A 25,942-nucleotide genomic window follows, 5' to 3' on the forward strand; every position below is an offset into this window, starting at 1 on the left:
TGTCCTCCCGCCCTGCTCAGCGATATGTGACGGCTTTGACCGCCTCGACGACCTCGCCGACATTGGGCAGCGCCAGCTTTTCAAGGTTCGCCGCATAGGGCATCGGCACATCCTTGCCGGCAATGGTGATAACCGGCGCGTCGAGGAAGTCGAACGCGCGCTGCGACACCTGGTTGGCGATATGGTCGCCGACCGAGTTCTGCGGAAAGCCTTCCTCGACGACCACCAGCCGATTGGTCTTCTTGACCGAGGCGATGATGGTGTCGAAATCGAGCGGACGGATGGTCCTGAGGTCGATGATCTCGGCGTCGATGCCCATGCCGCGCAACTCGGCCTCGGCCTTGATCGCATAGGTCATGCCAATGCCGAAGGAGACGATGGTGACGTCCTTGCCTGATTTATGGATGCGCGCCTTGCCGATCGGCAGCACGAAATCATCCATCTTCGGCACTTCGAAGGAGTGGCCATAGAGGATTTCGTTTTCGAGAAAGATGATCGGGTTCGGGTCGCGGATCGCGGCCTTCAGCAATCCCTTGGCGTCGGCGGCGGTGTAGGGCATCACCACTTTCAGACCGGGAATGTGGCTGTACCAGGCGGCGTAGCACTGCGAATGCTGGGCGGCGACACGGGCAGCCGCGCCATTCGGCCCGCGAAAGACGATGGGCGCGCCCATCTGGCCACCGGACATGTAGAGCGTCTTGGCGGCGGAGTTGATGATCTGGTCGATCGCCTGCATGGCGAAGTTGAAGGTCATGAACTCGACGATCGGTTTCAGGCCGGCCATCGCCGCGCCCACGCCGACGCCGGCAAAACCGTGCTCGGTGATCGGCGTGTCGACGACGCGTCGCGCCCCGAATTCCTGCAGCAGCCCTTGCGTGATCTTGTAGGCGCCCTGGTACTCGGCAACCTCCTCGCCCATGACGAAGACGTCGCCGTCGCGGCGCATTTCCTCGGCCATCGCGTCGCGCAACGCCTCGCGCACGGTGGTCGAGACCATTTCGGTGCCCGCCGGGATGTCCGGATCGGCGGCAATTTCGGTTCTCGGCGCGGCGGCGACAGGTGCTGCTGCCTCGCTCTTGGCCGCAGCAGGCGCTGGCGCTGCTGTTTCAGCTTTGGCAGGTTCTTCTTCGCCAATGCCTTCGCCGGCCTTGTCGATGTCTTCGCCATCAACGGCGAGCACTGCGATCAGCGCGTTGACCTTGACACCTTCGGTGCCGGCTGGAACCACGATCTTGGCAAGCGTGCCTTCGTCGACGGCCTCGACTTCCATCGTTGCCTTGTCGGTCTCGATCTCGGCGAGGACGTCACCGGCGGCGACCTTGTCACCCTCTTTCTTCAACCACTTGGAAACGTTGCCCTCTTCCATCGTCGGCGAGAGAGCGGGCATGAGAATTTCGATCGGCATGTCCTTGCCCTCTCGTTACAGTACGATGTCGGTCCAGAGCTCGGACGGATCCGGCTCTGCGTCGTTCTGGGCAAATTCGGCGGCGTCGGCGACGATGTCGCGAACCTCCTTGTCGACGGCCTTGAGCTCGTCCTCATCGGCCCACTTCTTCTCGATCAGGCGTGCCTTGACCTGCTCGATCGGGTCACGCTCGGAGCGCATCTTCTGCACTTCTTCCTTGGAGCGGTACTTTGCCGGATCGGACATCGAGTGGCCGCGGTAGCGGTAGGTCTGCATTTCGAGGATCAGCGGCCCCTTGCCGGCGCGGCACCATTCGGTGGCGAGATCGCCGGCTGCCTTGACTGCGCGAACATCCATGCCATCGACCTGGATGCCGGGGATCTTGAAGGAGGCGCCGCGGTGCGAAAAATCCGTCTCGGCCGACGAACGCGACACCGAGGTGCCCATGGCATAGCGGTTGTTCTCGATGATGTAGATCACCGGCAGCTTCCACAGCGAGGCCATGTTGAAGCTTTCATAGACCTGGCCCTGATTGGCGGCGCCGTCGCCGAAATAGGTCAGCGTCACATTGTTGTTGCCGCGATAGCGGTTGGCGAAGGCGAGGCCGGTGCCGAGCGACACCTGTGCGCCGACAATGCCGTGGCCGCCGTAAAAATGCTTCTCCTTGGAGAACATGTGCATGGAGCCGCCCTTGCCCCTGGACAAGCCGCCGCGGCGCCCCGTCAACTCGGCCATCACGCCGCGCGGCGACAGTTCCATCGCCAGCATGTGACCGTGGTCGCGGTAAGCGGTGATCATCTGGTCGCCATCGACCAGCGCCATCTTCATGCCGGTGACGACTGCTTCCTGGCCGATATAGAGATGGCAGAAACCGCCGATGAAGCCCATGCCGTAGAGCTGGCCGGCCTTTTCCTCGAAGCGGCGGATGAGCAGCATGCGCCGGTAGGCGTCAAGCTCCTCTTGCTTGGTGAAGTCAACAGGCTTGGGGGCTGAAAGCCCCGCCGATTTGCCGTCGGATCTGGATTTGGATTTGGCAGGCGCTTTTCTGGCGGCGGTGGCCATGCATCACTCCCTGTTGGCGTCTCTTGCGGACACTGAGGGAGATCAGCTCTCCCCACCGATTTTGGGGAGGCTAACACGCGAGAAGACGTTTCGCCATGCTGAAAATGCATGGCTGACATGCGTCTAAGCGATTAAAATCATTGAAAATATTGTCGATTAACTGAAATATGGTTATCTCACCGTAGGCGGTAACATGATGGTGATTTCGTCGGCATGGGACATATTGAGCGCCTTGCGCGCCTGCTCGTCGAGCATGTCCTTCTCCAGCGTGCCCTGATGCAGGAGCTGAACGCGCCGCTGCAGGTCGAGCCGGCGCGCCTTGACGGCATCGAGCTTACCTTGCAGGTCGACGGTTTCGGCTTCCAACCGGTATTTGGAATAGATGCCGAATTCACCGTGATAGGCGTGGAAGCCGAAATAGGCCAGGAACGCCACGCAGAGCGAAGGAATGATCAGCCGCCCGGTATTTCTCTGCTTGTGCTGACGTGTCCACATGATCCAAACCCCTTAGAGTGCCGCGCATCCTCTTGGATGCGCAAAGGACGCTCTAACACTCTGTGACCTACCCCCTTTCTCGCCCGATTGTGCTTAATGGACGGTTACGGGCAGCGGATTTGGCGGTGTTAAAAGCAAAAAGGCGGGGAATGCCCCGCCTTCTCATTCCGGATAGTTTTGGAGGCTCAGCCTTTGACGATCGACTTACCGGCGTAGCGCGCCTGTTTGCCGAGCTCTTCCTCGATGCGGATGAGCTGGTTGTACTTGGCCATGCGATCGGAGCGCGACAGCGAACCTGTCTTGATCTGCCCGCAATTGGTGGCAACGGCGAGATCGGCGATGGTCGAATCCTCGGTTTCGCCCGAGCGATGCGACATGACAGCGGTATAGCCGGCCTTGTGCGCGGTCTCGACAGCGTCGAGCGTTTCGGTCAGTGAGCCGATCTGATTGACCTTGACCAGGATCGAATTGGCGACGCCCATGCGGATGCCGTCGCGCAACCGCGCCGTGTTGGTGACGAACAGATCGTCGCCGACCAGCTGGGTCTTCTTGCCGATGAGATCGGTCAGTGTTTTCCAGCCGTCCCAGTCGTCTTCGGCCAGCCCGTCCTCGATCGTGATGATCGGATAGTCGGCGGCGAGCTTGGCCAGATATTTGGCCTGGGTCTTGGGATCGCGGGTCTTCTTCTCGCCTTCATAGACATAATTGCCGTCCTTGAAGAATTCGGTCGCGGCGCAGTCGAGGCCGAGCGCAACCTCTTCGCCCGGCTTGAAGCCGGCCTGCTCGATCGATTCCATGATGAAATCGAGCGCAGCGGGCGCGCTTTTCAGGTTAGGAGCGAAACCGCCCTCGTCGCCGACATTGGTATTATGGCCGGCGTCCTTCAGCCGCTTCCTCAACGTATGGAAGATTTCCGAGCCCCAGCGCACGCCGTCACGCAGTGTCGGCGCACCGATCGGCAGGATCATGAATTCCTGGAAGTCGATCGGGTTGTCGGCATGGGCGCCACCGTTGATGATGTTCATCATCGGCACCGGAAGCACATGCGCCTTGGTGCCGCCGACATAGCGGTAGAGCGGCAGGCCTGCCGCTTCCGCAGCAGCTTTCGCCACTGCCAGCGACACGCCGAGGATGGCGTTGGCGCCGAGCCGGCTCTTGTTGGGCGTGCCGTCGAGCTCGATCATGGTCTGGTCGATATGGATCTGGTTTTCGGCCTCCATGCCGCCGATCGCCTCGAACAGCTCGCCATTGACGGCCTCTACCGCCCGCAGGACGCCCTTGCCGAGATAGCGGGCGCCGCCGTCGCGCAACTCGACCGCCTCATGTGCGCCGGTCGAAGCGCCGGAGGGAACCGCTGCGCGGCCCATCGAGCCGTCTTCGAGCACGACGTCGACCTCGACGGTCGGGTTTCCGCGGCTGTCCAGGATTTCACGCCCGACAATGTCGATGATGGCGGTCATAGCGATGTCCCCGATTTGATCTGACGAAGCGTCGCGCACGTCTTAGCCAAAGTGCTGCAAAACGCAATCGGGGCGTCCCCAAATATTGCCGCCACCTCCGCCATGCCGGTTCACAAACCAAAAATTGCTGTCATCATCAGTCTTGGCGGGATGTGGCTTTCTGGTTATGCTCGCAGCTGCGCGGGGCGAAACTGGAGGAGTTTCGCCATGTCTCAGTTAAGCGGTATCGTGAGTTTGTTCCTGATCGCGGCGGCGTTTCTAACGTCGTGTGACACTCAGCAGCCTCAACAAGGCGCGGTAGAGTTGTCGACCCTTCAAGCGGCGGAGTAGATATCCTGCAGAAAAGGCCCTCGGTTGAACCGGGGGCCTTTTTGATTCCATCAGGTCAAGATCAATGCCAATAAGGCTCGACCTTGTAGTAGCTGTATGAAGCATCACGCGCGGCCTCGCCGTCGGCGCCCGTCAGTTCGTTGATCGAATAGGCGGGAGCGGTCTTCAGTTGGTCCTTGGTGAACGGCACGACGTAGCCGCCCTTGTCCTCGTCATAGTCGAGGGTCGCCCACGGAATGGCGTGATATTTCTCGCCGATGCCGAGAAATCCGCCAAAGCCGATCACAGCAAACATGATTCCGTTCGACAATTTGTCGAGCATGACATCTTCGATGTCGCCGATATGCGTGCCTTCCGTATTGTAGACGGATGTGCCGATGACCCGCGAGGCGGCGATGGCTTCAGTGTGTCCGGTCTGGGTTGTCATTTATGTACTCCTCGTTGTCGTTGACGCTATGCTTGACAATGAGGGGCGCGGGTGAAGGTTCCAGACTTTTCGACGCTAATCGATCACTCGGCGAGGATGAAGGTGACCTTCATGTTGACGCGGTAGGCGGAGATCTTGCCGTCCTCGACGACGACCTTCTGGTCCTGGATCCAGGCGCCTTCGACGTTCTTCAAAGTCTTTGCGGCGCGCGCAATTCCCAGTTCGATAGCGTCCTGAAAACTCTTCTTCGACGATGACGTGATTTCGGTGACGCGGGCGACGGGCATGGCTTCCTCCTCCAAGGTACTCAGTTGCCTGGACAGCGTACAATCGGCAGTTGCTGGCCACAACCCCTTTAGGAGTCGGGATCTAGCTCCGGATCCTGGGCATTCTCAGCCCTTGGCGACGCGGTCGAATGCCATCAGCCTTTCAAGCAGGGCCGGAAGATCCTTCAGCGGCACCATATTGGGGCCGTCGGAGGGTGCGTTGTCGGGATTCTGGTGCGTCTCGATGAAGACGCCGGCGACACCGACCGCAACCGCGGCGCGCGCCAGCGTCTCGACAAAGCGCCGATCGCCACCCGTAGAGCCGCCCTGCCCGCCTGGCTGCTGCACGGAATGCGTGGCGTCGAAAATAACCGGTGCGCCGGTCTCGGCCATAATCGGCAGGGCGCGCATATCGGACACCAGTGTGTTGTAGCCGAAGGACGCACCGCGCTCGGTAACCAGCACGTTGGCGTTGCCGGAACCAGTGATCTTGGCGACGACGTTCTTCATGTCCCACGGCGCGAGGAACTGGCCCTTCTTCACATTCACGACCTTGCCGGTTCTTGCCGCCGCGATCAGCAGATCGGTCTGGCGGCTGAGGAAAGCCGGAATCTGCAGGATATCGACATGCGGCGCCACAACCGCGCACTGTTCCTCGGTGTGGATATCGGTGAGGATCGGCAGCGAAAACGCCTTGCGCAGATCGTCGAAGACCGGCAGCGCCGCATCGAGCCCGGCGCCGCGCGTGCCGCCAAGCGAGGTGCGGTTAGCCTTGTCGTAGCTGGTCTTGTAGACGAGACCCAGCCCCAGCTTCTCAGTCAGTTCCTTCAGCGCGCCCGCCATGTCGAAGGCGTGCTGGCGCGATTCAAGCTGGCACGGGCCGGCAATCAGCGACAGCGGCGCGGAGTTGCCGAAGACGACATTGCCGACGGTTACAGACGAATTGGGCTTGCTCATGCGATCTCCCGGAAGATGAAGGCCGCACCCTGCCCGGGTGCCGGCCGCACGACAATATCGTTGCCGCGTATGTCGTATTCGACGGAACAGGCTGCAAGCAGCCCTGCGACCGTGTCTGCGCGGCGAACTGAGAAGACCACCGCCGCAAAGCGGAGTTCCGATGGCGCGCCGGCAGGTATGCCGAAGCGCGCTTCGAAAGCGGCGGGCTCAAGCAGGGTCAAGGTCGCGTTCGGCAGGCCAATCGCGGTGCTCCCCTGTCCGGACGCGGGACCCCGCGCCACGATCGAGATCAATCGATGCTGTTCGGATGGCTGGTCGCTGACCGCCACGACTTCGATGATGCCGGTTGCGCCATTGGCATGGGCCTGCAATGCGGTGCGGTCCACTTTCGGTGGATTGATCCGCTCGCAGGCGAACAGGAATGCGTCCTTCGCCCCGGCACCGGAGGCGAAGGCCAGTTTGAACGATGCTGTGTCGCTCTTTCCAGCTGCGTCAGCGAAGGCGCGTGAAAAGCTCAGCATGTCTCCGGCCGACAGGCCGGCTTCGACATAGCGCATATGATCGGCATCCGCATTTCCGGTGCCCAGGACAAGGGCGGAAAATCCCTCGTCGCCGCGCTTGTCGCGATAGGCGCGATCCCGCGCGACGAAGACGTTGCCGTCCGCAATCGCTTTCGCCGCCGCTTGCGCGTTGCCCACCGCCAGCGGCTCGAGATAGGTGGCGTCTTCAAGGAAGACGCAGCAGTTTTCCGTCCCGAAAGGATGGACACCGGTCGGCGCCACGACAAAGCCAAGCGAATTGAGCCGCGCCCGTGCCCCATCGAGGCTCGCGGTAGGCAGCACAAGATGGTCAAGCGGGTAAGGGCCTGGCGGATAAGCGCTCGGCGAATGAGGGCCTGCTGGCATTGTCTCGGTCATTCCGGCGCGGTGTGCATCATTCTGGAGGTTGGTTCAAGAGCTTCGCCTGACGCGCCAGGATCCAGATTGCCGATTGCGCGGCATCGGTACGCGAGCCCCTGAATACTTGCCGCCGCTGGAAATCAACCTACGTGATCCTAATGAGAAAGACATTGTTCGTAGCGGCAGCGGTCGTCGCAATGGCTGTTCTTGCCATGCTGGTCTGGAACGCGCCGAAGCGGCCCGGCGCCGATCTGACCGAACCGACCGCCGCCCAGACAGAGTAAGCGACGCGCGTTCGGTTGCTTCTCCCTTCAGGGCGCCGCCACGACATCCGCCGAATATCGCAATTCGCGCAACGGTTTGACCTGGCTGGTCGTCTCGGCATAGAGCGGATGCGCCTTGTAGGCGGCCAGAGCGGCATCATCTTCGAACTCGGCATAGACGACCACGTCGATTTCGTCCGAAAGCGGGTCGACCTTGGTGTTGAGCGTCACTTCGAAAAGACGGGAATGCGGGATATTGCCAAGCGCCAGCAAACCCGTGCGTACGGCCTCGACATCCTCTTTGTGCCGCGCGCTGAAGAAAACGATATGCCGGATCAACCCAGCCTCCTCGATCGATGTGCAAGCGTGTTCTGTGTGGGCAAAGCGGTCGCGTCAACCGGCAACGATGTCGCGGCGACACGCGTCGAGCGGGAAAGGAAACCTACACCAGGCTGGTGATGTAGCGCACGGTACGCGTTATCTCCCTGACCGTCGTGTCAAGATAGCGGCCCTGATTGTAGAGCCCGTCCCAGATCAGGAAGAACGTGAGGGCGCAGATGACGATAACGTAACGCATGGCTAAAACTATCGCATGGCAGTGGCTACAGCCATAGTGATTTCGGCGCTGGTCGTCGCTCTCTCCGAACGTCGCCGATCCTTCTCGCTTTGCCGTGGTGAATGTCCGCGTCGGACACCCCGAAAGCCAGGAACGCCGCCGCTTGGCACAGTCAGTTCCTGGCCTGCCCCTTGAAGTTCGCATCGGGGACGTGAGAGATTATGTCGGGGATTCATCGGGAGCCGCGTTCGCGGCCTGGCGAATGAACTACGACAGAGTGTGGAAACTGGCCATTGTTGCGCCGGCTCCGCAGAAGTTCGGGGGCGTGACATGGCTCATAAGGAAGGCACCAGCGTTGCGTCGGGCGACGCTGTCAGGCTGGACGAATTCAATTTCGCCGAAACGGTAAAAGGCCTGCCGGCCAAGGCGCGCATGGTGTTGTCGGCGGCGATGAACCTGCCGCGCGGCTCGCTCAAGGTGAGGATGCCGGACGGCCGCGCCGTGCTCGTCGGCGGCAAGGCGCCAGGTCCGGACGCCGAACTGGTGCTCAAGAACTGGCGCTTGCCCGGCCGCGCCTTCACCGGCGGCACTATCGGCATCGCCGAGTCCTACATGGACGGCGATTGGGACAGTCCCGACGTGACCAGTTTCCTGGAACTGTTCGTGGTCAATTCGGAAATCGGAGAGCGCATCGCCGGCGGCGCCAGCTGGCTCATCAACGCCGCCCAGCGTGTCCGCCACTGGTTCAACCAAAACACCCGCACCGGCTCGAAGCGCAACATTTCAGCGCATTACGATCTCGGCAACGCCTTTTACAGGGAATGGCTGGATCCGAGCATGACCTATTCGTCGGCACTTTATGCGGCTGGCGCCAACGATCTGGAAAGCGCCCAAGCCGCCAAGTATCGCGCGCTGGCCAAGGACACGGGCGTCGGTGCGAAAGACCACGTGCTGGAAATCGGTTGCGGCTGGGGCGGCTTTGCCGAATTCGCCGCACGCGAGATCGGCTGCCGCGTCACCGGATTGACCATCAGCCGCGAGCAGCATGATTTCGCCAGAGCGCGCGTCCAGAAGGCTGGACTTGCCGACAAGGTCGACATCAAGCTGCAGGACTATCGCGACGAGACCGGCACCTACGACCGCATCGCCTCGATCGAGATGTTCGAGGCGGTCGGGGAGAAATACTGGCCGGTGTTTTTCGGCAAGATGAAGGATTGCCTGCGGCCCGGCGGCACTGCCGGCTTGCAGATCATCACCATCAACGAAAAGGCCTACGACACCTATCGCGCACGGCCGGATTTCATCCAGCGCTACGTCTTCCCGGGCGGCATGCTGCCGACGCCGTCGATCCTGAAAACGCTCGGCAAAGACCATGGCCTCGCTCATCTGCGCGAGCGCATTTTCCCGGACGACTATGCCCGCACGCTCGCCGAATGGCGCCACCGCTTCTGGGCGTCATGGGAAAAGATCGTGCCGCTCGGTTTCGACGACCGCTTCAAGAAACTCTGGGAGTTTTACCTGCACTATTGTGAGGCCGGCTTCCGCGCCAGCTACATCGATGTCCGCCAGGTGGTCTACAAGGCTTAGGGCAGTTCGGCGACATCATCGCTTGATTTGCGGCCACGCTATCATCTGGCTGCCGTGAAAAAGTCCGATCCCGACGCAAAATGCGGCGCCAAGAATTGGAATCACATCATGCGCAAACGGACGATCTTCCTCGTTGCCATTCTTGTCGCCGCAAGCGGCATCTGGCTCAACAACAGCTCGCTGCTGTCGAGCCGTCCGGCCGGCACCCCGGCGGTGCTTGCCCATCGCGGCATGGCCCAGGATTTCGACCGCAAGGATCTTGGCCCCGACACCTGCACGGCCGAACGCATGCTGCCGCCACGCCATCCTTTCCTTGAAAACACGATACCCTCGATGGAAGCTGCTTTCGCGCTTGGCGCGGACGCGCTCGAACTCGACGTCCACCCGACTACAGACGGCAAATTCGCTGTCTTCCACGACTGGACGCTGGATTGCCGCACTGAAGGCAAGGGAGAAACGCGCGCCCATGCCATGTCCGAGTTGAAGACGCTCGATGTCGGCTATGGCTATACGGCGGATGGCGGCAAGACCTTTCCGTTTCGCGGCAAGGGGATCGGCATGATGCCATCGCTGGACGAGGTCCTGCAGCACTTCCCGAACCGTCGTTTCAACATCAACATCAAGAGCAACGACCCCAAAGAGGGTGAGACGTTGGCCGCCTGGCTCGCCACGCTGGCGCCAGCCGAGCGCGCCGGCTTGACAGTGTATGGCGGCGACAGGCCGATCGCGGCGGTCAAGGCGGCGCTGCCGGACATGCATACGCTGAGTCGCGCATCGTTGACCCAATGTATCCTGCGTTACACGGCGCTCGGCTGGAGCGGCTACGTCCCGGAGGCCTGTCGGCAGGGCACCCTGCTTATCCCCATCAACGTCGCCCGATGGCTATGGGGCTGGCCCGACCGTTTTCTCGACCGCATGGATGGCGTCGACACCCGTATCTATTTGCTCGGCCCCTATGCCGGCGGCGGCTTTTCGCAGGGGCTCGACGATCCCCAACTGATCGACCAGTTGCCAGACGGCTATTCCGGCGGCATTTCCACGGATACGCTGGATCTGGTCATGCCCGTGATCAAGCAGCGTTTCGCGCCGCCGACGTGAAAGACAAAAGCTTCGTCTTCAGAGAGTGATCCGGTACTTGGCAAACCCCGCTTCGCCTTCGCCTCTCCAGCGACTTCACCTCAGTGATAAAGTTCTTCGCTTGGCACCGGTCTCGAACACGGCGCTGGTTCCGGGCAACGGTGCAGCGGATGAATACGCGCTGGCGGCGGCGTCAGCTCCTGTCGTCGTCGCCTTGGGTGATCAGCCGCGCGCTGCGCTGACCTGTCACGTAGATCCATAGCCAGCTCAGCGAAACCGCAAGCCGGTTACGAAAGCCGATCAGGAAGTAGATATGCGCTAGGCCCCACAGCCACCAGGCAAGCCGGCCGGTGAGCTTGATCCAGCCGAAATCGATCGCGGCGGCGCGCTTGCCGATCGTCGCCAGATCGCCGTCATGCTTGTAACAGAAAGGCCGCGGGTTCGCGTCACCGGCAAGCCGGGCCTTGATCGTGGCGGCGACATGGCGGCCCTGCTGTTTGGCGGCAGGTGCTACGCCGGGCACCATGCGGCCATCCGGCCGCAAGACGTGCGCAGCGTCACCGACGACGAAAATCTCCGGGCTGCCCGGCACGGTCAGGTCGGGCTCGACCAGCACCCTGCCCGCGCGGTCCGCCGCCGCCCCCAGCCATTCGGCGGCCGGCGAAGCGGCAACGCCTGCTGCCCACAGGATAGTCCTGGCCGGCAGGTGTGTATCACCGAAAACGACGCCCTCGGCATCGCAGCGCGTGACGGGCCGGCCGAGTTCGACCGTCACGCCGAGCCGCTCGAGCGCCTTGCTGGCGTAATCGGAGAGTTCCGGGGCGAAATTGGGAAGGACGCGGTCGCCGGCCTCGATCAGCACCACGCGCGTCTGCCGCGTGTCGATATTGCGGAACTCGCCGCGAAGCGTGTCGTGCGCCAGTTCGACGATAGTACCCGCCAGTTCCACGCCGGTCGGCCCGCCACCGACGATCGCCAGCGTAAGCAGCGCCTGGCGCTTGGCGGGGTCGGCTTCCCGCTCAGCCTGCTCGAAAGCGAGCAGAATGCGCCGTCGAATGGTGGTGGCGTCCTCCAGCGTCTTCAGCCCCGGTGCAAAAGGCTCCCATTCGTCATGGCCGAAATAGGCGTGGCGGGCGCCGGTAGCCAGCAGCAGCGTGTCGTAGGCAACCGCATTGCCATCATCGAGCAGTACGCGTTTGCCGGCACGATCAACACCTCTGACCGTGGCGAGCAGCGTCGTCACGTCCTTGCGCTTGCGCAGAAGATGGCGGATCGGCCAGGCGACTTCCGAGGTCGCCAGCGCCGTGGTGGCCACCTGGTAGAGCAGCGGCTGGAAGAGATGGTGGTTGCGCTTGTCGATCATGGTGATGCGCACCGGCGCATCGTCAAGCGCGCGGGTGAATTCGAGCCCTCCAAAACCCGCCCCGACGACCACGACATGATGGCTGGATTGGTTCATCTCATTCACTCCGGGAGATCAGGTTGGCCGGGAGAGCAGGTTGGCCGGGAGAGCAGTTTCGCCAAGACTTATGTAGATACTTTTGTGCACCGCAACAACGCCCGGCTTTGCCGACTGTCCGCCCGAGGATGTCGCGAATGTACATGCCCTGTCCTGCCGTGGGGTATAATTTCAACGAAACAGACGACAGGAGTGGAACGTGGACAGCGATCATGACGACGGTCCGGCGCAATACGCCTCGCCGCCTTGCTTCATGCATGAGCTAGACCCGGAATTCCACGCGCCACTATCCGACTGGACTGACGTAAGACGTTGGCGCAAGGCCGAACGCGAACGGCTGATTGCGGCCCGCCTTGCCGTCCCCGCTGACGTACGAACGGCAATGTCACAGCGCATCGCCGAAGGGCTTGATGCCGTGATCGGCGACATTGCCGGGCGCATGGTCAGCCTCTACTGGCCGTTCCGCGGCGAGCCGGATCTGCGGGCCTGGATGACTTCCGTCAATGAGCGCGGCGGCCGTACCGCACTGCCTGTTGTCATTGAGAAAGCCCGCCCGCTTATCTTTCGTGCCTACGTTCCGGGCGATCGGCTGGAAAAAGGTGTCTGGAATATCCCGATCCCGGCTGAAGGCGATCCGGTGCTGCCCGACATCGTCATTTCGCCGATCGTCGGCATCGATCCGGCCTGCTATCGCCTGGGCTATGGCGGCGGCTTCTTCGACCGCACCTTGGCGGCGATGCCATTCAAGCCGCTGGTCATCGGTGTCGGCTACGAGCTGCAGCGCATCCCCACCATCTACCCGCAGCCGCATGATATCCCGATGGGCCGGGTGGTGACGGAGGTCTTCGAGGCTTAGGCAAGTTCCGGCTTCATCCCCACAGCCGTCCGGTCGACGATCTCTCGCAAGGCGAAGGACGAATTGATTTTTGTCACATGCGGCATCGCCGACAGCCACTCCTTGTGGATGCGCTCATAGTCGACCAGATCCTTCGCAGCGATGCGCAGGATGTAGTCGTATTCCCCCGACATCAGGTGGCAGGACAGGACGTTCGGGCAACGTTTGATCGCCGCCTCGAAATCCGACAGCGTCTTTTCGAACTGTCCCGACAGCGATATATGCACGATCGCCGTCATCTGGTGGCCAAGCGCGGCATTGGAAAGCCTGGCGTGGTAGCCGCGGATGGTTCCGGATTTCTCCAGATTGTCCAGCCGCCGCGAGCAGGCCGACTGCGACAGGCCGACCTTCTCGGCGAGCGCCGCATTGGGTATGCGTCCATCTTTCTGCAGCGCTTCGAGAATGGCGATATCGATCCTGTCGAGCGGCATTTTTCGGGATTCCTGCGATAATCCAGCTATTTTGCGCAACGATTATCGAGCCGCGCCTTTCTGCGCAAGCGCATTCGCAAACACTTACGGGACGATTCGTGGTTCACTATCTCTAAACAGGGAACACGCCCCAAAAGGGCTGGATCAGGAGAAAAACATGCGCGTCGGCTGCCCTCGGGAAATCAAAAACCACGAATACCGCGTTGGTTTGACGCCAGGTTCGGTCCGTGAATATGTCGCGCATGGCCATGAGGTGCTGGTCGAGACCGGTGCTGGCGCCGGCATCGGCGCCGACGACAACGCTTATCGCGCCGCTGGCGCCACCATCGCCAAGACAGCCGCCGACGTGTTTGCCAAGTCCGACATGATCGTCAAGGTCAAGGAGCCGCAGCCCAACGAATGGGTTCAGCTTCGCGAGGGCCAGATCCTCTACACCTATCTCCATCTCGCGCCGGACCCGGAGCAGACCAAGGGCCTGCTGGCCTCGGGCGTGACGGCCATCGCCTACGAGACCGTCACTGACGACCGCGGCGGCCTGCCGCTGCTGGCGCCGATGTCGGAAGTCGCCGGTCGGCTGTCGATCCAGGCCGGCGCTACCGCCCTGCAGAAGGCCAATGGCGGCCGCGGCGTGCTGCTCGGCGGTGTACCCGGCGTATTGCCCGGCAAGGTCACTGTGCTCGGCGGCGGCGTCGTCGGCCTGCATGCCGCCCGGATGGCGGCTGGCCTTGGCGCCGACGTTACCATCATCGACCGCTCGATCCCGCGCCTGCGCCAGCTTGACGATCTCTTTGCCGGCCGCGTCCATACCCGCTATTCGACCGTCGAGGCACTGGAAGAGGAATGTTTTTCGGCCGACATCGTCGTCGGGGCCGTGCTGATCCCGGGTGCCGCTGCGCCGAAACTCGTCTCGCGCGAGATGCTGTCGGGCATGAAGAAAGGCTCCGTGCTGGTCGACGTCGCCATCGACCAGGGCGGCTGCTTCGAGACCTCGCACGCCACGACCCATGCCGAACCGACCTATGAGGTCGACGGCGTCATCCATTATTGCGTCGCCAACATGCCTGGCGCGGTGCCGGTCACCTCGGCCCATGCGCTCAACAACGCGACGCTGCATTACGGCCTGCAGCTCGCCGACAAGGGCCTGAAGGCGCTGATCGACGATCATCATCTGCGCAACGGCCTGAATGTCCACAAGGGCAAGATCACCAACCGGGCGGTGGCCGAAGCACTCGGCTATGAATTGGTTGAGCCGAAGGCCGTCCTCGCCGCCTGATCGCCGCTGATCCCTCTCCCAACAGAGCCGCCCCTGGCGGCTCTGTTTTCCACCAGCAGATTTCACGGTTTGCGATTCATTGAGCGACTTTGCCCGTGGCTTTTTTGTTACAGCCGCCAGCGCGGGCAGGTGCTAGTATGAGTTCAACTAGAGCCGTCCAGACAACAGTAAAAGCCCGCCGGAAAGACCGGTGGGCTTTTTCTTTGGGGGAGGAGAAATCCGGGGCGGTAGCGCGGGGCAACAAAAAAGCGGAGCCAAAGCCCCGCTTCCTCGGATGTCGAGACTTCCCGCCGGTTCATCCGCGGTCGGCAAATCGATCGACAGTGTTTTTCTAACGCGAGATTGCGACAGGCGTACGACAGCTGAATACCGCCGGCTCGTTACGCGCGCTCGATCCGGCACTGATAGCAATTGTTGCGCGCCGAGCGGACATGCACATAGGCGATGTCGTCGCGCTCGAACAACGTCTCTGCCCGCGCAGCGATAGCGCCCGTTGGAATGACGCCGCCGCTGCCATAGACGATGCGGTCGTCCTTGCCGTAGCCGCGCACGATGTAGTCGGTGCTTTCGAGCATTTCGGGAAGCGCCTCGACTTCGGCAGCGCGCTCGCATTCCTCGGCATGCAGGAAGATCGGCCCGGTCTCGGCATAAGGCTGCAATTCCGGGAATGGCCGATAGGCCAGGATCAGATAGGCTTCGCCGGCGGCCACGTTGTTCAGACAGTGACGGCAAGGCACGCCATCACCGTCGGATATTTTCCGTTCCGGTGTCAGGCCGTAGGCGTCCGGCCCGCCGCGCTGCAAGGCTCTGACATCTTCCGTGGGCAAGGCTTTGAACTGGATAGTCATGGCGAAATCTCCGGTGTCGTCGACCGGAAATTACGCCGCTGCGCCAGCGCTTCCCACCCGATTCCTGCCAAGCTGGATCGGTCCATCAGGGCATCGAGACCGCGCCCAACCCTGTGATCCCTGCCAGCTCCATGGCACCGGCAGCGCAGAAGACGCCTCAGATGGCCGCCAATGCTGTTTTTCGGACAGGCTCAGCGGATGAAGTCGTCGAAGCGGCGCAGCGTCACCCGGCGATTGCGCCAATTCTCGTTCTGCGTTTGCACCAGCAGAAACTCCTCGCCGTAGCCGACGGTTTCGAGCGCATAGCCTGGCACGCCGAATTCGCGCACCAGGGTGCGCTTCAGGGCGGCGGCGCGCCGTTCGGACAGGATCTGGTTCGACTGGAAGGAGCCAACCGCGTCGGTATGGCCTTCGATCAGCACGCGGGCACCGGGATCGCGCCGCAGGATGCGCTGAAGCGCATCGGCGATGTTTTCGATCTTGCCGTATTGCGAGCTGGAAATGGCTGCCGAGCCAAACGCGAAATTGATCGACTGGATATCGATCGAACGGGCCATGCGCCGCAGGTCCGGCCGCCTCTTGAATTCGCGGATGGTGACACGCTGGTTCGGGCGCAGCTTAACTCGGGGCGCTGCCTCGAGCTGACGCTCGATCGTCGCTGCCGAAGGCGTGGTCGCCTGGGCGGCGGCAACGGTCGGCACGGCAAGTGCCGCAATCAGCGCGGCGGCAAATCTGCGTCGGGTCAGCATGTCTTTCTCCTTCGGCCTCGGCCGCATTGATCATTCCGGCAAGATGGCAAAGACAAGCTGAAGCATTGATGAACAACAAGTTCAGTTTTCGGGAGAAATCACGGTCGCATGACACTGGCCGCCCGCTCGGCGAAGGCCATTGGATGAACGATCTCCTTCTTTTGCGCCACCGGCGCAAAGCCGAGTTTCTGGTAAAGCGGCAATGCCGCCGGATGATCGAGCGTGCAGGTCTGAACCGTCACCCGCCTTGGGCCGTGCGACCAGGCGGCGGCGATCGCCGCACCGAGGAACCAGCGGCCGATGCCTTGCCCGGTCGCGTGCTCCATCATACCGAAATAGGCGAGTTCCACTTCCTCCGGCAGATGCGGCTTGAGGTCGAAGAAACCGGCCGGCGCGCCATCGAGATACAGCACCCTTATGTCGCGGTCCTCGCGGTGAATGCCTGCGGACAACTCCTCGTCGCTCAGCCGCAGCACGTTGACCCAGTGCCATTTGCGGCCCACCCGATCCATCAAATAGCGGTAGAAATGCAGCGGAATGTCCTTGGTCTTCAGCAACGCGATCTGGCGATTGTACGGCAGCGGCGGCGAATAGGCCGGCGGCACATGCATTTCGAGAAACGTTACCGTGACCTCGATGTCCTCAAGCGCTCCGTTTTCCATCACCGTCAGTCCTTGCCCGTCACCACGGGCGTATCGCCAAGCCCGCCCCATTCGGTCCATGAGCCGTCGTAGAGCCTATTGTCGGTATGGCCGAGCGACTCGAGCGCCAGCGTGATCGCTGCCGCGGTGATGCCTGAGCCGCAAGAGGTGATAACCGGCTTCGACAGGTCGATGCCGGCGTCCTCGATCACCTTGCGCAAACGGTCTTTCGACAGCAATTCGCCGTTCTCGGCAAGTGCCGCAACCGGCACATTGTGCGCGCCGGGCATGTGGCCTGAACGGATGCCGGCGCGAGGTTCAGGCTCGGTACCGGCAAACCGGCCAGGCGAACGTGCATCGGCGATCTGGCTTTCCCCGGTCTCGACGATCCGGCGCATGTCGGCAAGGCTGGCGACGCGAGCGGCATCGAAGTCGGCATGGAACACCCCAGGCGCGATCTTCGTCGGCTCCGACGTCACCGGCCGTCCGTCTGCCTTCCAGCGGTCGAAGCCGCCGTCCAATATGTAGACTTGGAACACGCCCATGACGCGGAACATCCACCACGCGCGCGGCGCCGAGAAAAAACCCGGACCGTCATAGACGACGATGGTGTCGTCGACCGAAACACCCATGGCGCCGACATATTGGGCGAAATGCTGCGGCGACGGCAATGTGTGCGGCAGCGGGGAATCGGGATCCGAGATCGCATCCTGGTCCAGGAAGCGGGCGTTTGGGATGTGCGCTGCATCGTATTCGGCGCGCGCGTTGCGCTTCTGTGCCGGCAGATACCACGAGGCATCGACGATGGTCAGGCCAGGCTCGCCGAGGCGCTTCTGCAACCAGTCCGCATCGACGGTGAAAGGACTGTCTTCGGCCATTTTTCTTCTCCTGCCCCGCCTTCGGCAATCTATATATCAAGCCGTGGGCATCGGACCAAAGCGTATTCGGAAGCGCCGGTTTTCGCGACCCTTCTTCTCGATTTTGCCGATATGGATCTCGCCGACTTCTCCAGTGCTCATCACATGGGTGCCGCCGCAAGGCTGGCTGTCGATCGAGGCGTTCTCGCCGATGCAGACCAGGCGGATCTTGCCGGTGCCGATGGGTGGCCGAACATTCTTGGATTTCACCAGTCCCGGATTGGCCGCCAGTTCCTCGTCAGTGATCAGCCTGACAAAGACCGGGTGGTCGGCTCGCACCAGCTCCATCAGCCTGGCCGTCACGTCTTCCTTAGTGAAGCCGGCATCCGGAATATCGAAGTCGACGCGGCTGTCGTCCTCGGAAACCGAGGCGCCGGTGATCGGGAATGGGCATGCGACGGTAAGCAAATGACAGGCTGTGTGCATGCGCATCAGCAGATGCCGCCTCTCCCAATCGACGGCGAGCTTTACCGGCTCGCCGATCTCAAGCACCGCCTGCTCAGGCGGCGGCACATGAATGATCTCGTCCTTGGTCTCGCCGGTAATGGTGGCGGCAACAGCGATCAGGCTGCCGTCGGCGCGTTCGAGAGTGCCAGTATCGCCCGGCTGCCCGCCCGACGTGGCATAGAAGATCGTCCGGTCCAAAATGATGCCGCCACGGTGGTTGACGGCGACAACGACGGCATCAGCCGCCCTGAGATAGGCGTCGTCGCGAAACAGGGCATCCGTCCTGTAAGCCATCACGCCACCTTTTCGAACGGCACCGAAATTGTGCTTCGCTGTTCCATCCAACCCGGCACCGGCAGTTTCTTTTCGCGCAGGAATTCCGGGTTGAACAATTTCGACTGATAGCGCGTGCCGTAGTCGCAAAGCACGGTCACGATGGTGTGGCCGGGACCCATTTCACGCGCCAACCGGATCGCGCCGGCAATGTTGATGCCGGTCGAGCCGCCGACGCACAGGCCCTCCTCCTGGATTAGGTCGAAGACGATCGGCAGCGCATCCCCGTCCGGAATTTGGAAGGAGAAATCCGGCGTGAACCCTTCCAGATTGGCGGTGATCCGCCCCTGCCCGATGCCTTCGGTGATCGAGCTGCCTTCCGATTTCAGCTCACCGCTGGTGTAAAAACTATAGAGTGCGGCACCCAGCGGATCGGCGAGCGCGACCTTCACGTCCTTGTTTTTGGCTTTCAGCCCGAGCGCAACGCCGGCCAGCGTTCCGCCAGACCCGACGGCGGAAACGAAGCCATCGACCTTGCCGCCGGTCTGGGCCCAGATTTCTTCCGCCGTAGTGCGGATGTGGCCGTCACGGTTGGCGACGTTATCGAACTGATTGGCCCAGATCGCGCCGTTCGGCTCGGACCTCGCCATCTGCTCGGCCAGACGACCCGACAGTTTCACATAATTGTTAGGGTTCTTGTAGGGAACGGCAGGCACCTCGATCAGCTCGGCGCCGAGCAATTTGATCGTGTCCTTCTTCTCCTGGCTCTGCGTGTCGGGAATGACGATCACGGTGCGATAACCAAGTGCCTTGGCAACCAGCGTCAGTCCGATACCGGTGTTGCCAGCCGTTCCCTCGACGATGATCCCGCCTGGCCTCAAGAGCCCGCGCTGCTCGGCGTCGCGAATGATGAACAGCCCGGCGCGGTCCTTGACCGACTGGCCCGGATTCATGAATTCGGCCTTGCCCAGGATCTCGCAGCCGGTTTCTTCCGAGGCTTTGTTGAGGCGAATCAGAGGTGTGTTGCCGATCGCTTCGATCACAGAACGGGGCATGGAGATTCCTTTATGCTTGCGGCGGAACCCTAGAAACCCGAAGCTTCGGTTTCAAGGCAAGAATTTGTCTGGTCCAGCGGCATTTCTGGGGTGCAATTTCCTGAAAGCAGACGTCGCGTTCCGGTATTCATTTGAAGCTCGCGCTGAAAAGCGCTCTTTCCATTCGATTTCTTCACCGCTAGAGCACAAGCTAAGACAATGTCGCAGGGCATAGCATGACACTCTATCGGGCCAACCCGAAGCACGGCGTCGCCTGGGTCACGGGCGGCAGCAGCGGCATCGGCCGTTCATTGGCCAAGGACCTTGCGGCTCAAGGCTATACCGTCGCGGTGACGGCGCTCGACGACGATCCGATCGACTCGCTGGTTGTCGAGACGGCGCAGATGCCGGGCCATGTCACGGCCTATCCCTGCGACGTCACCGACGAGACGCGCATGGCAAAGACGGTCGCGGCGATCGAGAAGGATCTCGGCCCCATCGTCTTGGCCGTCTTCAATGCCGGGAACTATATCGCGACCCCGGGCGAAGACCTCACCGTCCGCGGGTTTCGCCAGTCCTTCGATGTCAATTACTTCGGCATCATCAATGGCCTGGTGCCGGTCATAGAACGCATGCGCGTCCGCGCCCGCGGCCATGTCGTGCTGGTCGGTTCGGTCACCGCCTATTTCGGCTGGCCGACTACGGCCGCTTATGGCGGCACCAAGGCGGCGATCAATATCCTGGCGGAGTCGCTGAAATACGACTTTGATAAGATGAACGTGCGCATTCAGGTGATGAACCCGGGCTTCGTCGACACGCCGCTGACCGAGAAGAACTTGCTGCCGATGCCCGCGCTGATGCCCGTCAATCGAGCCTCGCGCCGCATCGCGCGCGGCATCAAATCCGGCGGCTTCGAAGTCACCTTCCCGCGTCGCCTAAGCTGGGGCCTGAAGCTGCTCAGCATCCTGCCGCGACCATTCTGCCGATGGTTCATCAGCACCGCGACCCGCTGGAAGTCACGTCCGCTGAATTTCGACCGCAAGCCTCCGAGCGAATAGGCCGGCCATAAAGTTGGCGATCCCGCCCCGGGGCGGGATCCCGTTGCCTGTTTGCATTTTGCGGCCATAGATTGAGAATTGATGCGTGGAGTCTGCGATGGGGCGACGGATCGTGCTTGCGATATTGGGTCTCGCCCTCATCCTCGTCCTCGCTTTCTCGCTTGGCCCGCGTGTACCGGTCGACACCACGATACGCTTCAATGCCTCCGCGATCGGCGACGATCCGCAGGCCTATCTGGCACGCAACGAGGCTGCCTTACCGGACATTTACGATGGGCTGGAGAAGGAAATCATCTGGGCCAACCCGATGGTTCGTGCCAGGACGCCGCTCGCGATCGTCTATATCCACGGCTTTTCGGCGTCGAAGGGCGAGGTTCGTCCGCTGCCCGACGAGGTGGCCGACCAGCTGGATGCCAATCTTTACTACACCCGGCTCACCGGCCACGGACAGGGCGGTGCCGCAATGGCCGAAGGCAGCGTCAACGCCTGGATCAACGATTATGAGGAAGCGCTCGCCATCGGCCGGGCGATCGGCGACAAGGTGATCGTCATCGCGACCTCGACCGGCGGCTCGCTGGCGGCCTGGGCCGCGACGCAGCCAGGCGCATCGGACGGGGTGGCGGCAATCGCGTTCATCTCTCCGAATTTCGGTGTCAAGGCTTCCGGCGCCGAACTTCTGACCATGCCGTGGGGCCGAGCAATCGCCGAGCTGGTCGCCGGCAAGGAGCGCAGCTTCGTGCCACGCAACGCGCTGCACGAGAAATTCTGGACCTACCGCTATCCGGTCGCGGCTGTGTTACCGATGGTGGCGCTGACCGAGCTTGCCTATGGCGCGCCGGTGGAGAAGGCGACCATCCCTGCCCTGTTCATCTTTTCGGATTCGGACACGATCGTGCGGCCCGACCGCACCCGTGAAATTGCCGGGCGCTGGGGCGCCGCGCACGAACTGGTGCCGGTCGATGATACCGGCGATCGGGATAACCACGTCATTGCCGGTGACGCGCTGTCGCCAGCAACGACAGCTTTCCTTGCGCAGCGCATTGTGGTGTGGGTGGAGGCGGTGGTGAATTAGCCTCAGCACTCATTGCCTAGAGCCAGGAGATGACGGTTGCAGCGATGCAGATCACCGATCTTGAATCTGATTTGCAGCCCTTGGAAATCCCTCCGATCCGAGGGAAGATCATCCCGCTCTAACTCTCGGGGGTTCTCATGGAAAATCACGAGCCGTTTCTGCGCGGGGCGATTGCGCTCTCGAAATCCGCGATGGCAAACGGCGACGAACCATTTGGCTCGGTGCTGGTAAAGGACGGCGAAGTTATCCTGCGCGCCGAAAACAGCGTCTTCACCGGCCACGATATGACAAATCACGCCGAGATGAACTTGGTTAAACTGGCGGCGCAGCACTACGACCCTGCTTTTCTCGCTGACTGCACGCTCTACACCAGCACTGAGCCGTGCGCGATGTGCTCCGGGGCGATCTACTGGTCGGGTATTGGGCGTATGGTGTTTGCGTGCTCCGAAACGCGGCTCGGCGAGATTGCTGGGATCGGGTTAAATGTGCCTAGCCGGGCAGTGTTGCAGACCGGCGCGCGTGCCGTCACTGTAGTTGGCCCGACGAACCTCGAAGACGAAGCCGCCGAAGTCCACCAGGAATTCTGGCCAAAGCATCTGGGCAAGGTTTAGGCCTCAGGCGAAAAAGGCGACCGAAGCATCGCTCCGATCGCCTTTTTTATTGTGAGCAGCCGAGCCGATAGGCTCGGCCGGGTGCACCTATGTGATTACGCAGCCCGCGCTGCCGGGCGCTTGCCACCGAAACGACGCTTGTTGTTGCCCTTGAAAGGCTTGGCGCCTTCCGGCTTGCGCTCACCGGCAAAAGCCGGCTTGTCGCCGAAGCGCTTCTTGCCGAAGCCGTTGTTCTGGCCCCCGGGCCGCCGGCCGTCGCGACGGCCATTGTGGTCGTTGCGGTCATTGGCCGGCTCGAAGCGCTCGTTCTTTTCAGCCGGATTGCGCACTGGGTCGGGACTGCCGAGATGGTCGGCGACGATCGGCAGCTTGGTGCGGATGATGCGCTCGACCTGGCGCAGCTTGCTGTTCTCGGACGGATCGCAAAGTGTGATCGCGATTCCGTCCATGCCGTTGCGGCCGGTGCGGCCGATGCGGTGAACATAGCTCTCCGCCTCGTCCGGCAGGTCGAAATTGACCACGTGGCTGATGCCGGGCACGTCGATGCCGCGCGCCGCGATGTCGGTCGCCACAAGAATGCGCACCGAACCCTCGCGGAAATCGTTCAGCGCCTTCTGGCGGGCGTTCTGCGACTTGTTGCCGTGGATGACGGCGGCCTTGAAGCCGTCGCGCTCGAGGTCCTTGGTCACCCTGTCGGCGCCATGCTTGGTGCGCGAAAAGATGATGACGGACTTCATCGCCTCGTCGGCGAGCATCTTGGACAGCACCTGGCGCTTCTGCTTGGTGCGGGCGAAGACGACGCCCTGCACGATCTCGGCCGCCGCGGTGCTTTGCGGTGCCACTTCGACGCGGATCGGATTCTTCAGCAGGCCTTTCGCCAGCTCGGCGATTTCATTCGGCATAGTCGCAGAGAACAGCACCGTCTGACGGTCGGGCGCGGTCGCCTTGGCGATGCGCTTGACGTCGTTGATGAAGCCCATGTCGAGCATGCGGTCACCCTCGTCCAGCACCAGCCATTTGGTGTCGGAGAGAATAAGGTCACCCTCGCGCACTAGATCGGTCAAGCGGCCCGGCGTGGCGATCAGGATGTCGACACCGGGTGCAACCTTCTTGACCTGGCTGAAGCGTGAGACGCCGCCGAGCACGAGCGCGGTCGAGACATGCGCCCCCTTGGCGAGAATCTTGATGGTGTCTTCGATCTGTACGGCGAGCTCGCGCGTCGGCGCCAGGATCAGAGCACGTGTGGTCTTTGCACGGCGCTTGGTGCCGAGCGCGATGATTTTCGACAGGATCGGCAGCGCAAAGGCCGCCGTCTTGCCGGAGCCGGTCTGGGCGATGCCGAAGATGTCACGGCCTTCCATCTGGGGCGGGATCGCCTGGGTCTGGATCGGCTTCGGCTCGGTAAAGCCGGCGCCATGGGTCGCCTTGAGCAGCGCGCCCGAAATTCCAAGCGCTGCGAAACCGGTGAGTTCCGCAGTGTTACCGGTCGAAGTCGTGTTACCGGCAAAAGTGTTTTCGTTGGTCAAAATAGTCTTCTTTCACGCGGCCTGTGGCCGCAAACATCGATGGCGGCAGGGCGCAACCTGCCGTCGAAAAAATTGATATGAAACGACAAGGCGGGCGGACGTAAACGTCCACTCGGCTGCGCTGTCGTGCCCGCAGGCATCATGCCACGGGGCTTTTTCACCGCCTTGCCGATATGTCGGAAAGAGGGAAAACAGACGCAACCAGTCTCATTCGTCGAGAAGGCCGGAGACTCCCGGCCCAAGCGCCTATGTCGCCGCATATGGCCCAGTTCGCCGCGGAATGCAAGGGGCATCATGTTGCAGCGCAGCAAATCGATGACAAAAGCGGCGCTTGCGCTCCCTTGCCGCCATGACTACCACAAATCAGCTTTCCGTTTTGAGGATCGACCGATGAAGGACGTGCTGAAGGAACTCGAGCGCCGCCGCGACATGGCGCGCATGGGCGGCGGCCAGGCCCGTATCGACGCTCAGCACAAGAAGGGCAAGCTCACCGCGCGTGAACGCATCGACGTCTTTCTCGACGAGGGCTCGTTCGAGGAGTTCGACATGTATGTCGAGCATCGCTCGACCGATTTCGGTATGGAGAAGACCAAGATCGCCGGCGACGGCGTCGTCACCGGCTGGGGTACCGTCAACGGCCGCCCGGTCTATGTCTTCGCCAAGGACTTTACCGTGTTCGGCGGCTCGCTCTCCGAGGCCCACGCCGAAAAGGTGGTCAAGGTGCAGGAGATGGCACTGCGCAACCGCGCGCCGATCATCGGTCTCTACGACGCCGGCGGCGCCCGCATCCAGGAAGGCGTGGCGGCACTCGGCGGCTATGCCGAGATTTTTCAACGCAATGTGCTGGCCTCTGGTGTCATCCCGCAGATTTCACTGATCATGGGCCCTTGCGCCGGCGGCGACGTCTATTCGCCTGCCATGACGGACTTCATCTTCATGGTGCGCGACACCTCCTACATGTTCGTCACCGGGCCAGACGTGGTGAAGACGGTCACCAACGAAACGGTGACCGCCGAGAGCCTTGGTGGCGCCTCAGTCCACACGACGAAGTCCTCGATCGCCGACGGCGCTTACGACAATGACGTCGAGGCGTTGCTGCAGATGCGCCGGCTGGTCGATCTGCTGCCGGCCTCCAACACGGCTGATATCCCTGAGATCGAATGCTACCAGTCGGTCACCGATCACGATCTGTCGCTCGACCGGCTGATCCCCGACAATGCCAACAAACCCTATGACATCAAGGAGTTGATCCTTAAAGTTGCCGACGAGGGTGACTTCTTCGAGATCCAGCAGAATTTTGCGAAAAACATCGTCACCGGTTTCGGGCGCGTCGAAGGCCGCACGGTCGGCTTCGTCGCCAACCAACCGATAGTACTGGCCGGAGTGCTCGATTCGGACGCCAGCCGCAAGGCGGCGCGGTTCGTGCGCTTCTGCGACTGCTTCTCGATTCCGATCGTCACCTTCGTCGACGTTCCAGGCTTCCTGCCCGGCACCGCACAGGAATATGGCGGGCTGATCAAGCATGGCGCCAAGCTTTTATTCGCCTATGCCGAAGCGACGGTTCCGAAGATCACCGTCATCACCCGAAAGGCCTATGGCGGCGCCTATGACGTGATGGCGTCAAAGCATCTGCGCGGCGACATGAATTATGCCTGGCCGACGGCGCAGATCGCGGTCATGGGCGCCAGGGGCGCGGTCGAGATCATCTATCGCAAGGACATCGGCGATGTGGAGAAGATCGCAGCGCATACAAAGGCTTACGAGGATCGCTTCCTGTCGCCTTTCGTCGCCGCCGAGCGCGGCTATGTCGACGAGGTGATCATGCCGCATTCGACCCGTCGCCGCATTGCGCGTGCGCTCCGCATGCTGCGCAACAAGGATATGCAGAACCCCTGGAAGAAGCACGACAACATTCCACTGTGAC

Annotated in this window: 28 protein-coding genes; 9 read left to right on the top strand and 19 right to left on the bottom strand. The window is 61.9% G+C overall.

Features of this window, described 5'->3' with window-relative positions; genetic code table 11:
• Positions 1-16: 16 nt before the first annotated feature.
• The 8 genes from ABID19_RS18240 to ABID19_RS18275 form a co-directional block, all read right to left on the bottom strand.
• Positions 17-1,405, bottom strand: a complete 1,389-nt coding sequence (locus ABID19_RS18240) for a pyruvate dehydrogenase complex E1 component subunit beta (protein WP_354492365.1) — start codon at positions 1,403-1,405, stop codon at positions 17-19.
• 15 nt (positions 1,406-1,420) lie between these two features.
• Positions 1,421-2,467 carry a pyruvate dehydrogenase (acetyl-transferring) E1 component subunit alpha gene (pdhA, locus tag ABID19_RS18245; protein WP_095488609.1) on the bottom strand — a complete coding sequence of 349 codons (1,047 nt, stop codon included), beginning with the start codon at positions 2,465-2,467 and terminating at the stop codon, positions 1,421-1,423.
• 171 nt (positions 2,468-2,638) lie between these two features.
• Positions 2,639-2,962, bottom strand: coding sequence for an FtsB family cell division protein (locus ABID19_RS18250; RefSeq protein WP_354492366.1), 324 nt, complete (start codon positions 2,960-2,962; stop codon positions 2,639-2,641).
• A gap of 185 nt (positions 2,963-3,147) precedes the next feature.
• Positions 3,148-4,422: a phosphopyruvate hydratase gene (gene eno, locus ABID19_RS18255; protein ID WP_354492367.1), complete on the bottom strand. Its 1,275-nt coding sequence runs from the start codon at positions 4,420-4,422 to the stop codon at positions 3,148-3,150.
• Between the two features lie 391 nt (positions 4,423-4,813).
• Positions 4,814-5,179, bottom strand: a complete 366-nt coding sequence (locus ABID19_RS18260; RefSeq protein WP_354492368.1) for a PRC-barrel domain-containing protein — start codon at positions 5,177-5,179, stop codon at positions 4,814-4,816.
• Between the two features lie 83 nt (positions 5,180-5,262).
• A complete protein-coding gene (locus tag ABID19_RS18265) occupies positions 5,263-5,466 on the bottom strand; it encodes a dodecin family protein (RefSeq protein WP_095488666.1) in 204 nt (67 codons plus the stop codon).
• 105 nt (positions 5,467-5,571) lie between these two features.
• Positions 5,572-6,402, bottom strand: a complete 831-nt coding sequence (gene kdsA, locus ABID19_RS18270) for a 3-deoxy-8-phosphooctulonate synthase (RefSeq protein ID WP_354492369.1) — start codon at positions 6,400-6,402, stop codon at positions 5,572-5,574.
• Positions 6,399-7,307: a VOC family protein gene (locus ABID19_RS18275; RefSeq protein WP_354492370.1), complete on the bottom strand. Its 909-nt coding sequence runs from the start codon at positions 7,305-7,307 to the stop codon at positions 6,399-6,401. The genes kdsA and ABID19_RS18275 overlap by 4 nt, the downstream gene beginning before the upstream one ends.
• Before the next feature lie 152 nt (positions 7,308-7,459).
• On the opposite strand from ABID19_RS18275, the gene ABID19_RS18280 reads away from it, so the two are divergent.
• On the top strand, positions 7,460-7,585 hold the full coding sequence (locus tag ABID19_RS18280) for a hypothetical protein (protein ID WP_354492371.1): 126 nt from the start codon (positions 7,460-7,462) through the stop codon (positions 7,583-7,585).
• A gap of 27 nt (positions 7,586-7,612) precedes the next feature.
• Here the strand turns inward: ABID19_RS18280 and ABID19_RS18285 are convergent, their stop codons facing one another.
• On the bottom strand, positions 7,613-7,903 hold the full coding sequence (locus tag ABID19_RS18285; protein WP_352930349.1) for a Dabb family protein: 291 nt from the start codon (positions 7,901-7,903) through the stop codon (positions 7,613-7,615).
• Between the two features lie 103 nt (positions 7,904-8,006).
• Positions 8,007-8,141, bottom strand: coding sequence for a hypothetical protein (locus ABID19_RS18290; RefSeq protein ID WP_354492372.1), 135 nt, complete (start codon positions 8,139-8,141; stop codon positions 8,007-8,009).
• 309 nt (positions 8,142-8,450) lie between these two features.
• Between ABID19_RS18290 and ABID19_RS18295 the strand changes: the two genes are divergently transcribed.
• Both ABID19_RS18295 and ABID19_RS18300 read left to right on the top strand, forming a co-directional pair.
• Entirely contained in the window at positions 8,451-9,707 is a 1,257-nt protein-coding gene (locus ABID19_RS18295) for a cyclopropane-fatty-acyl-phospholipid synthase family protein (RefSeq protein ID WP_354492373.1), read from the top strand.
• A 105-nt stretch (positions 9,708-9,812) separates the two neighbouring features.
• Positions 9,813-10,805, top strand: coding sequence for a glycerophosphodiester phosphodiesterase family protein (locus ABID19_RS18300; RefSeq protein WP_435528753.1), 993 nt, complete (start codon positions 9,813-9,815; stop codon positions 10,803-10,805).
• Between the two features lie 172 nt (positions 10,806-10,977).
• Here ABID19_RS18300 and ABID19_RS18305 read toward each other — a convergent pair whose 3' ends face one another.
• A complete protein-coding gene (locus ABID19_RS18305) occupies positions 10,978-12,243 on the bottom strand; it encodes an NAD(P)/FAD-dependent oxidoreductase (protein ID WP_354492375.1) in 1,266 nt (421 codons plus the stop codon).
• Between the two features lie 253 nt (positions 12,244-12,496).
• On the opposite strand from ABID19_RS18305, the gene ABID19_RS18310 reads away from it, so the two are divergent.
• Positions 12,497-13,099, top strand: a complete 603-nt coding sequence (locus ABID19_RS18310; protein WP_354492566.1) for a 5-formyltetrahydrofolate cyclo-ligase — start codon at positions 12,497-12,499, stop codon at positions 13,097-13,099.
• Here the strand turns inward: ABID19_RS18310 and ABID19_RS18315 are convergent.
• Positions 13,096-13,569 carry an Lrp/AsnC family transcriptional regulator gene (locus tag ABID19_RS18315; protein WP_352930359.1) on the bottom strand — a complete coding sequence of 158 codons (474 nt, stop codon included), beginning with the start codon at positions 13,567-13,569 and terminating at the stop codon, positions 13,096-13,098. The genes ABID19_RS18310 and ABID19_RS18315 overlap by 4 nt on opposite strands.
• Before the next feature lie 157 nt (positions 13,570-13,726).
• Here ABID19_RS18315 and ald point away from each other — a divergent pair, with 157 nt between their 5' ends.
• On the top strand, positions 13,727-14,842 hold the full coding sequence (gene ald / locus ABID19_RS18320; protein WP_354492376.1) for an alanine dehydrogenase: 1,116 nt from the start codon (positions 13,727-13,729) through the stop codon (positions 14,840-14,842).
• A 380-nt stretch (positions 14,843-15,222) separates the two neighbouring features.
• Here the strand turns inward: ald and ABID19_RS18325 are convergent, their stop codons facing one another.
• The 6 genes from ABID19_RS18325 to ABID19_RS18350 all read right to left on the bottom strand — a co-directional run bounded on the left by ABID19_RS18325 (position 15,223) and on the right by ABID19_RS18350 (position 19,772).
• A complete protein-coding gene (locus ABID19_RS18325; protein ID WP_354492377.1) occupies positions 15,223-15,690 on the bottom strand; it encodes a DUF1203 domain-containing protein in 468 nt (155 codons plus the stop codon).
• A gap of 191 nt (positions 15,691-15,881) precedes the next feature.
• Entirely contained in the window at positions 15,882-16,439 is a 558-nt protein-coding gene (locus tag ABID19_RS18330) for an OmpA family protein (protein WP_354492378.1), read from the bottom strand.
• Between the two features lie 98 nt (positions 16,440-16,537).
• Entirely contained in the window at positions 16,538-17,101 is a 564-nt protein-coding gene (locus ABID19_RS18335; RefSeq protein ID WP_354492379.1) for a GNAT family N-acetyltransferase, read from the bottom strand.
• Positions 17,102-17,106: 5 nt separating this feature from the next.
• Positions 17,107-17,958: a 3-mercaptopyruvate sulfurtransferase gene (gene sseA, locus ABID19_RS18340; RefSeq protein ID WP_354492380.1), complete on the bottom strand. Its 852-nt coding sequence runs from the start codon at positions 17,956-17,958 to the stop codon at positions 17,107-17,109.
• A gap of 36 nt (positions 17,959-17,994) precedes the next feature.
• Entirely contained in the window at positions 17,995-18,738 is a 744-nt protein-coding gene (locus ABID19_RS18345; RefSeq protein WP_354492381.1) for an alanyl-tRNA editing protein, read from the bottom strand.
• On the bottom strand, positions 18,738-19,772 hold the full coding sequence (locus ABID19_RS18350) for a cysteine synthase A (protein ID WP_354492382.1): 1,035 nt from the start codon (positions 19,770-19,772) through the stop codon (positions 18,738-18,740). The genes ABID19_RS18345 and ABID19_RS18350 overlap by 1 nt, the downstream gene beginning before the upstream one ends.
• A 215-nt stretch (positions 19,773-19,987) precedes the next feature.
• Between ABID19_RS18350 and ABID19_RS18355 the strand changes: the two genes are divergently transcribed.
• The 3 genes from ABID19_RS18355 to ABID19_RS18365 all read left to right on the top strand — a co-directional run bounded on the left by ABID19_RS18355 (position 19,988) and on the right by ABID19_RS18365 (position 22,492).
• Positions 19,988-20,809: an SDR family oxidoreductase gene (locus tag ABID19_RS18355; RefSeq protein ID WP_354492383.1), complete on the top strand. Its 822-nt coding sequence runs from the start codon at positions 19,988-19,990 to the stop codon at positions 20,807-20,809.
• 97 nt (positions 20,810-20,906) lie between these two features.
• On the top strand, positions 20,907-21,881 hold the full coding sequence (locus tag ABID19_RS18360) for an alpha/beta hydrolase (protein WP_354492384.1): 975 nt from the start codon (positions 20,907-20,909) through the stop codon (positions 21,879-21,881).
• Between the two features lie 137 nt (positions 21,882-22,018).
• On the top strand, positions 22,019-22,492 hold the full coding sequence (locus tag ABID19_RS18365; protein WP_354492385.1) for a nucleoside deaminase: 474 nt from the start codon (positions 22,019-22,021) through the stop codon (positions 22,490-22,492).
• A gap of 95 nt (positions 22,493-22,587) precedes the next feature.
• Here ABID19_RS18365 and ABID19_RS18370 read toward each other — a convergent pair whose 3' ends face one another.
• Positions 22,588-24,018 carry a DEAD/DEAH box helicase gene (locus ABID19_RS18370; protein WP_354492386.1) on the bottom strand — a complete coding sequence of 477 codons (1,431 nt, stop codon included), beginning with the start codon at positions 24,016-24,018 and terminating at the stop codon, positions 22,588-22,590.
• A 390-nt stretch (positions 24,019-24,408) separates the two neighbouring features.
• Here ABID19_RS18370 and ABID19_RS18375 point away from each other — a divergent pair, with 390 nt between their 5' ends.
• The gene (locus tag ABID19_RS18375; RefSeq protein WP_354492387.1) at positions 24,409-25,941 is read left to right on the top strand and encodes an acyl-CoA carboxylase subunit beta; all 1,533 of its coding nucleotides are present in this window, start codon (positions 24,409-24,411) and stop codon (positions 25,939-25,941) included.
• Position 25,942: the final 1 nt, after the last annotated feature.

It is taken from the genome of Mesorhizobium robiniae, from assembly GCF_040545535.1.
In the GTDB taxonomy this organism is placed as follows: domain Bacteria; phylum Pseudomonadota; class Alphaproteobacteria; order Rhizobiales; family Rhizobiaceae; genus Mesorhizobium; species Mesorhizobium robiniae.

Bases quoted from the DNA above. Each gene is read 5' to 3' on its own strand.
- ABID19_RS18260 (WP_354492368.1), bottom strand. From the start codon at position 5,179: ATGACAACCCAGACCGGACACACTGAAGCCATCGCCGCCTCGCGGGTC.
- ABID19_RS18290 (WP_354492372.1), bottom strand. From the start codon at position 8,141: ATGCGTTACGTTATCGTCATCTGCGCCCTCACGTTCTTCCTGATCTGG.
- ABID19_RS18330 (WP_354492378.1), bottom strand. From the start codon at position 16,439: ATGCTGACCCGACGCAGATTTGCCGCCGCGCTGATTGCGGCACTTGCC.
- ABID19_RS18280 (WP_354492371.1), top strand. From the start codon at position 7,460: ATGAGAAAGACATTGTTCGTAGCGGCAGCGGTCGTCGCAATGGCTGTT.
- ABID19_RS18275 (WP_354492370.1), bottom strand. From the start codon at position 7,307: ATGCCAGCAGGCCCTCATTCGCCGAGCGCTTATCCGCCAGGCCCTTAC.
- pdhA (WP_095488609.1), bottom strand. From the start codon at position 2,467: ATGGCCACCGCCGCCAGAAAAGCGCCTGCCAAATCCAAATCCAGATCC.
- ABID19_RS18350 (WP_354492382.1), bottom strand. From the start codon at position 19,772: ATGCCCCGTTCTGTGATCGAAGCGATCGGCAACACACCTCTGATTCGC.
- sseA (WP_354492380.1), bottom strand. From the start codon at position 17,958: ATGGCCGAAGACAGTCCTTTCACCGTCGATGCGGACTGGTTGCAGAAG.
- ABID19_RS18305 (WP_354492375.1), bottom strand. From the start codon at position 12,243: ATGAACCAATCCAGCCATCATGTCGTGGTCGTCGGGGCGGGTTTTGGA.
- ABID19_RS18265 (WP_095488666.1), bottom strand. From the start codon at position 5,466: ATGCCCGTCGCCCGCGTCACCGAAATCACGTCATCGTCGAAGAAGAGT.
- ABID19_RS18250 (WP_354492366.1), bottom strand. From the start codon at position 2,962: ATGTGGACACGTCAGCACAAGCAGAGAAATACCGGGCGGCTGATCATT.
- ABID19_RS18355 (WP_354492383.1), top strand. From the start codon at position 19,988: ATGACACTCTATCGGGCCAACCCGAAGCACGGCGTCGCCTGGGTCACG.
- ABID19_RS18365 (WP_354492385.1), top strand. From the start codon at position 22,019: ATGGAAAATCACGAGCCGTTTCTGCGCGGGGCGATTGCGCTCTCGAAA.
- ABID19_RS18335 (WP_354492379.1), bottom strand. From the start codon at position 17,101: ATGGAAAACGGAGCGCTTGAGGACATCGAGGTCACGGTAACGTTTCTC.
- kdsA (WP_354492369.1), bottom strand. From the start codon at position 6,402: ATGAGCAAGCCCAATTCGTCTGTAACCGTCGGCAATGTCGTCTTCGGC.
- ABID19_RS18345 (WP_354492381.1), bottom strand. From the start codon at position 18,738: ATGGCTTACAGGACGGATGCCCTGTTTCGCGACGACGCCTATCTCAGG.
- ABID19_RS18310 (WP_354492566.1), top strand. From the start codon at position 12,497: ATGCATGAGCTAGACCCGGAATTCCACGCGCCACTATCCGACTGGACT.
- ABID19_RS18360 (WP_354492384.1), top strand. From the start codon at position 20,907: ATGGGGCGACGGATCGTGCTTGCGATATTGGGTCTCGCCCTCATCCTC.
- ald (WP_354492376.1), top strand. From the start codon at position 13,727: ATGCGCGTCGGCTGCCCTCGGGAAATCAAAAACCACGAATACCGCGTT.
- eno (WP_354492367.1), bottom strand. From the start codon at position 4,422: ATGACCGCCATCATCGACATTGTCGGGCGTGAAATCCTGGACAGCCGC.
- ABID19_RS18295 (WP_354492373.1), top strand. From the start codon at position 8,451: ATGGCTCATAAGGAAGGCACCAGCGTTGCGTCGGGCGACGCTGTCAGG.
- ABID19_RS18240 (WP_354492365.1), bottom strand. From the start codon at position 1,405: ATGCCGATCGAAATTCTCATGCCCGCTCTCTCGCCGACGATGGAAGAG.
- ABID19_RS18315 (WP_352930359.1), bottom strand. From the start codon at position 13,569: ATGCCGCTCGACAGGATCGATATCGCCATTCTCGAAGCGCTGCAGAAA.
- ABID19_RS18375 (WP_354492387.1), top strand. From the start codon at position 24,409: ATGAAGGACGTGCTGAAGGAACTCGAGCGCCGCCGCGACATGGCGCGC.
- ABID19_RS18325 (WP_354492377.1), bottom strand. From the start codon at position 15,690: ATGACTATCCAGTTCAAAGCCTTGCCCACGGAAGATGTCAGAGCCTTG.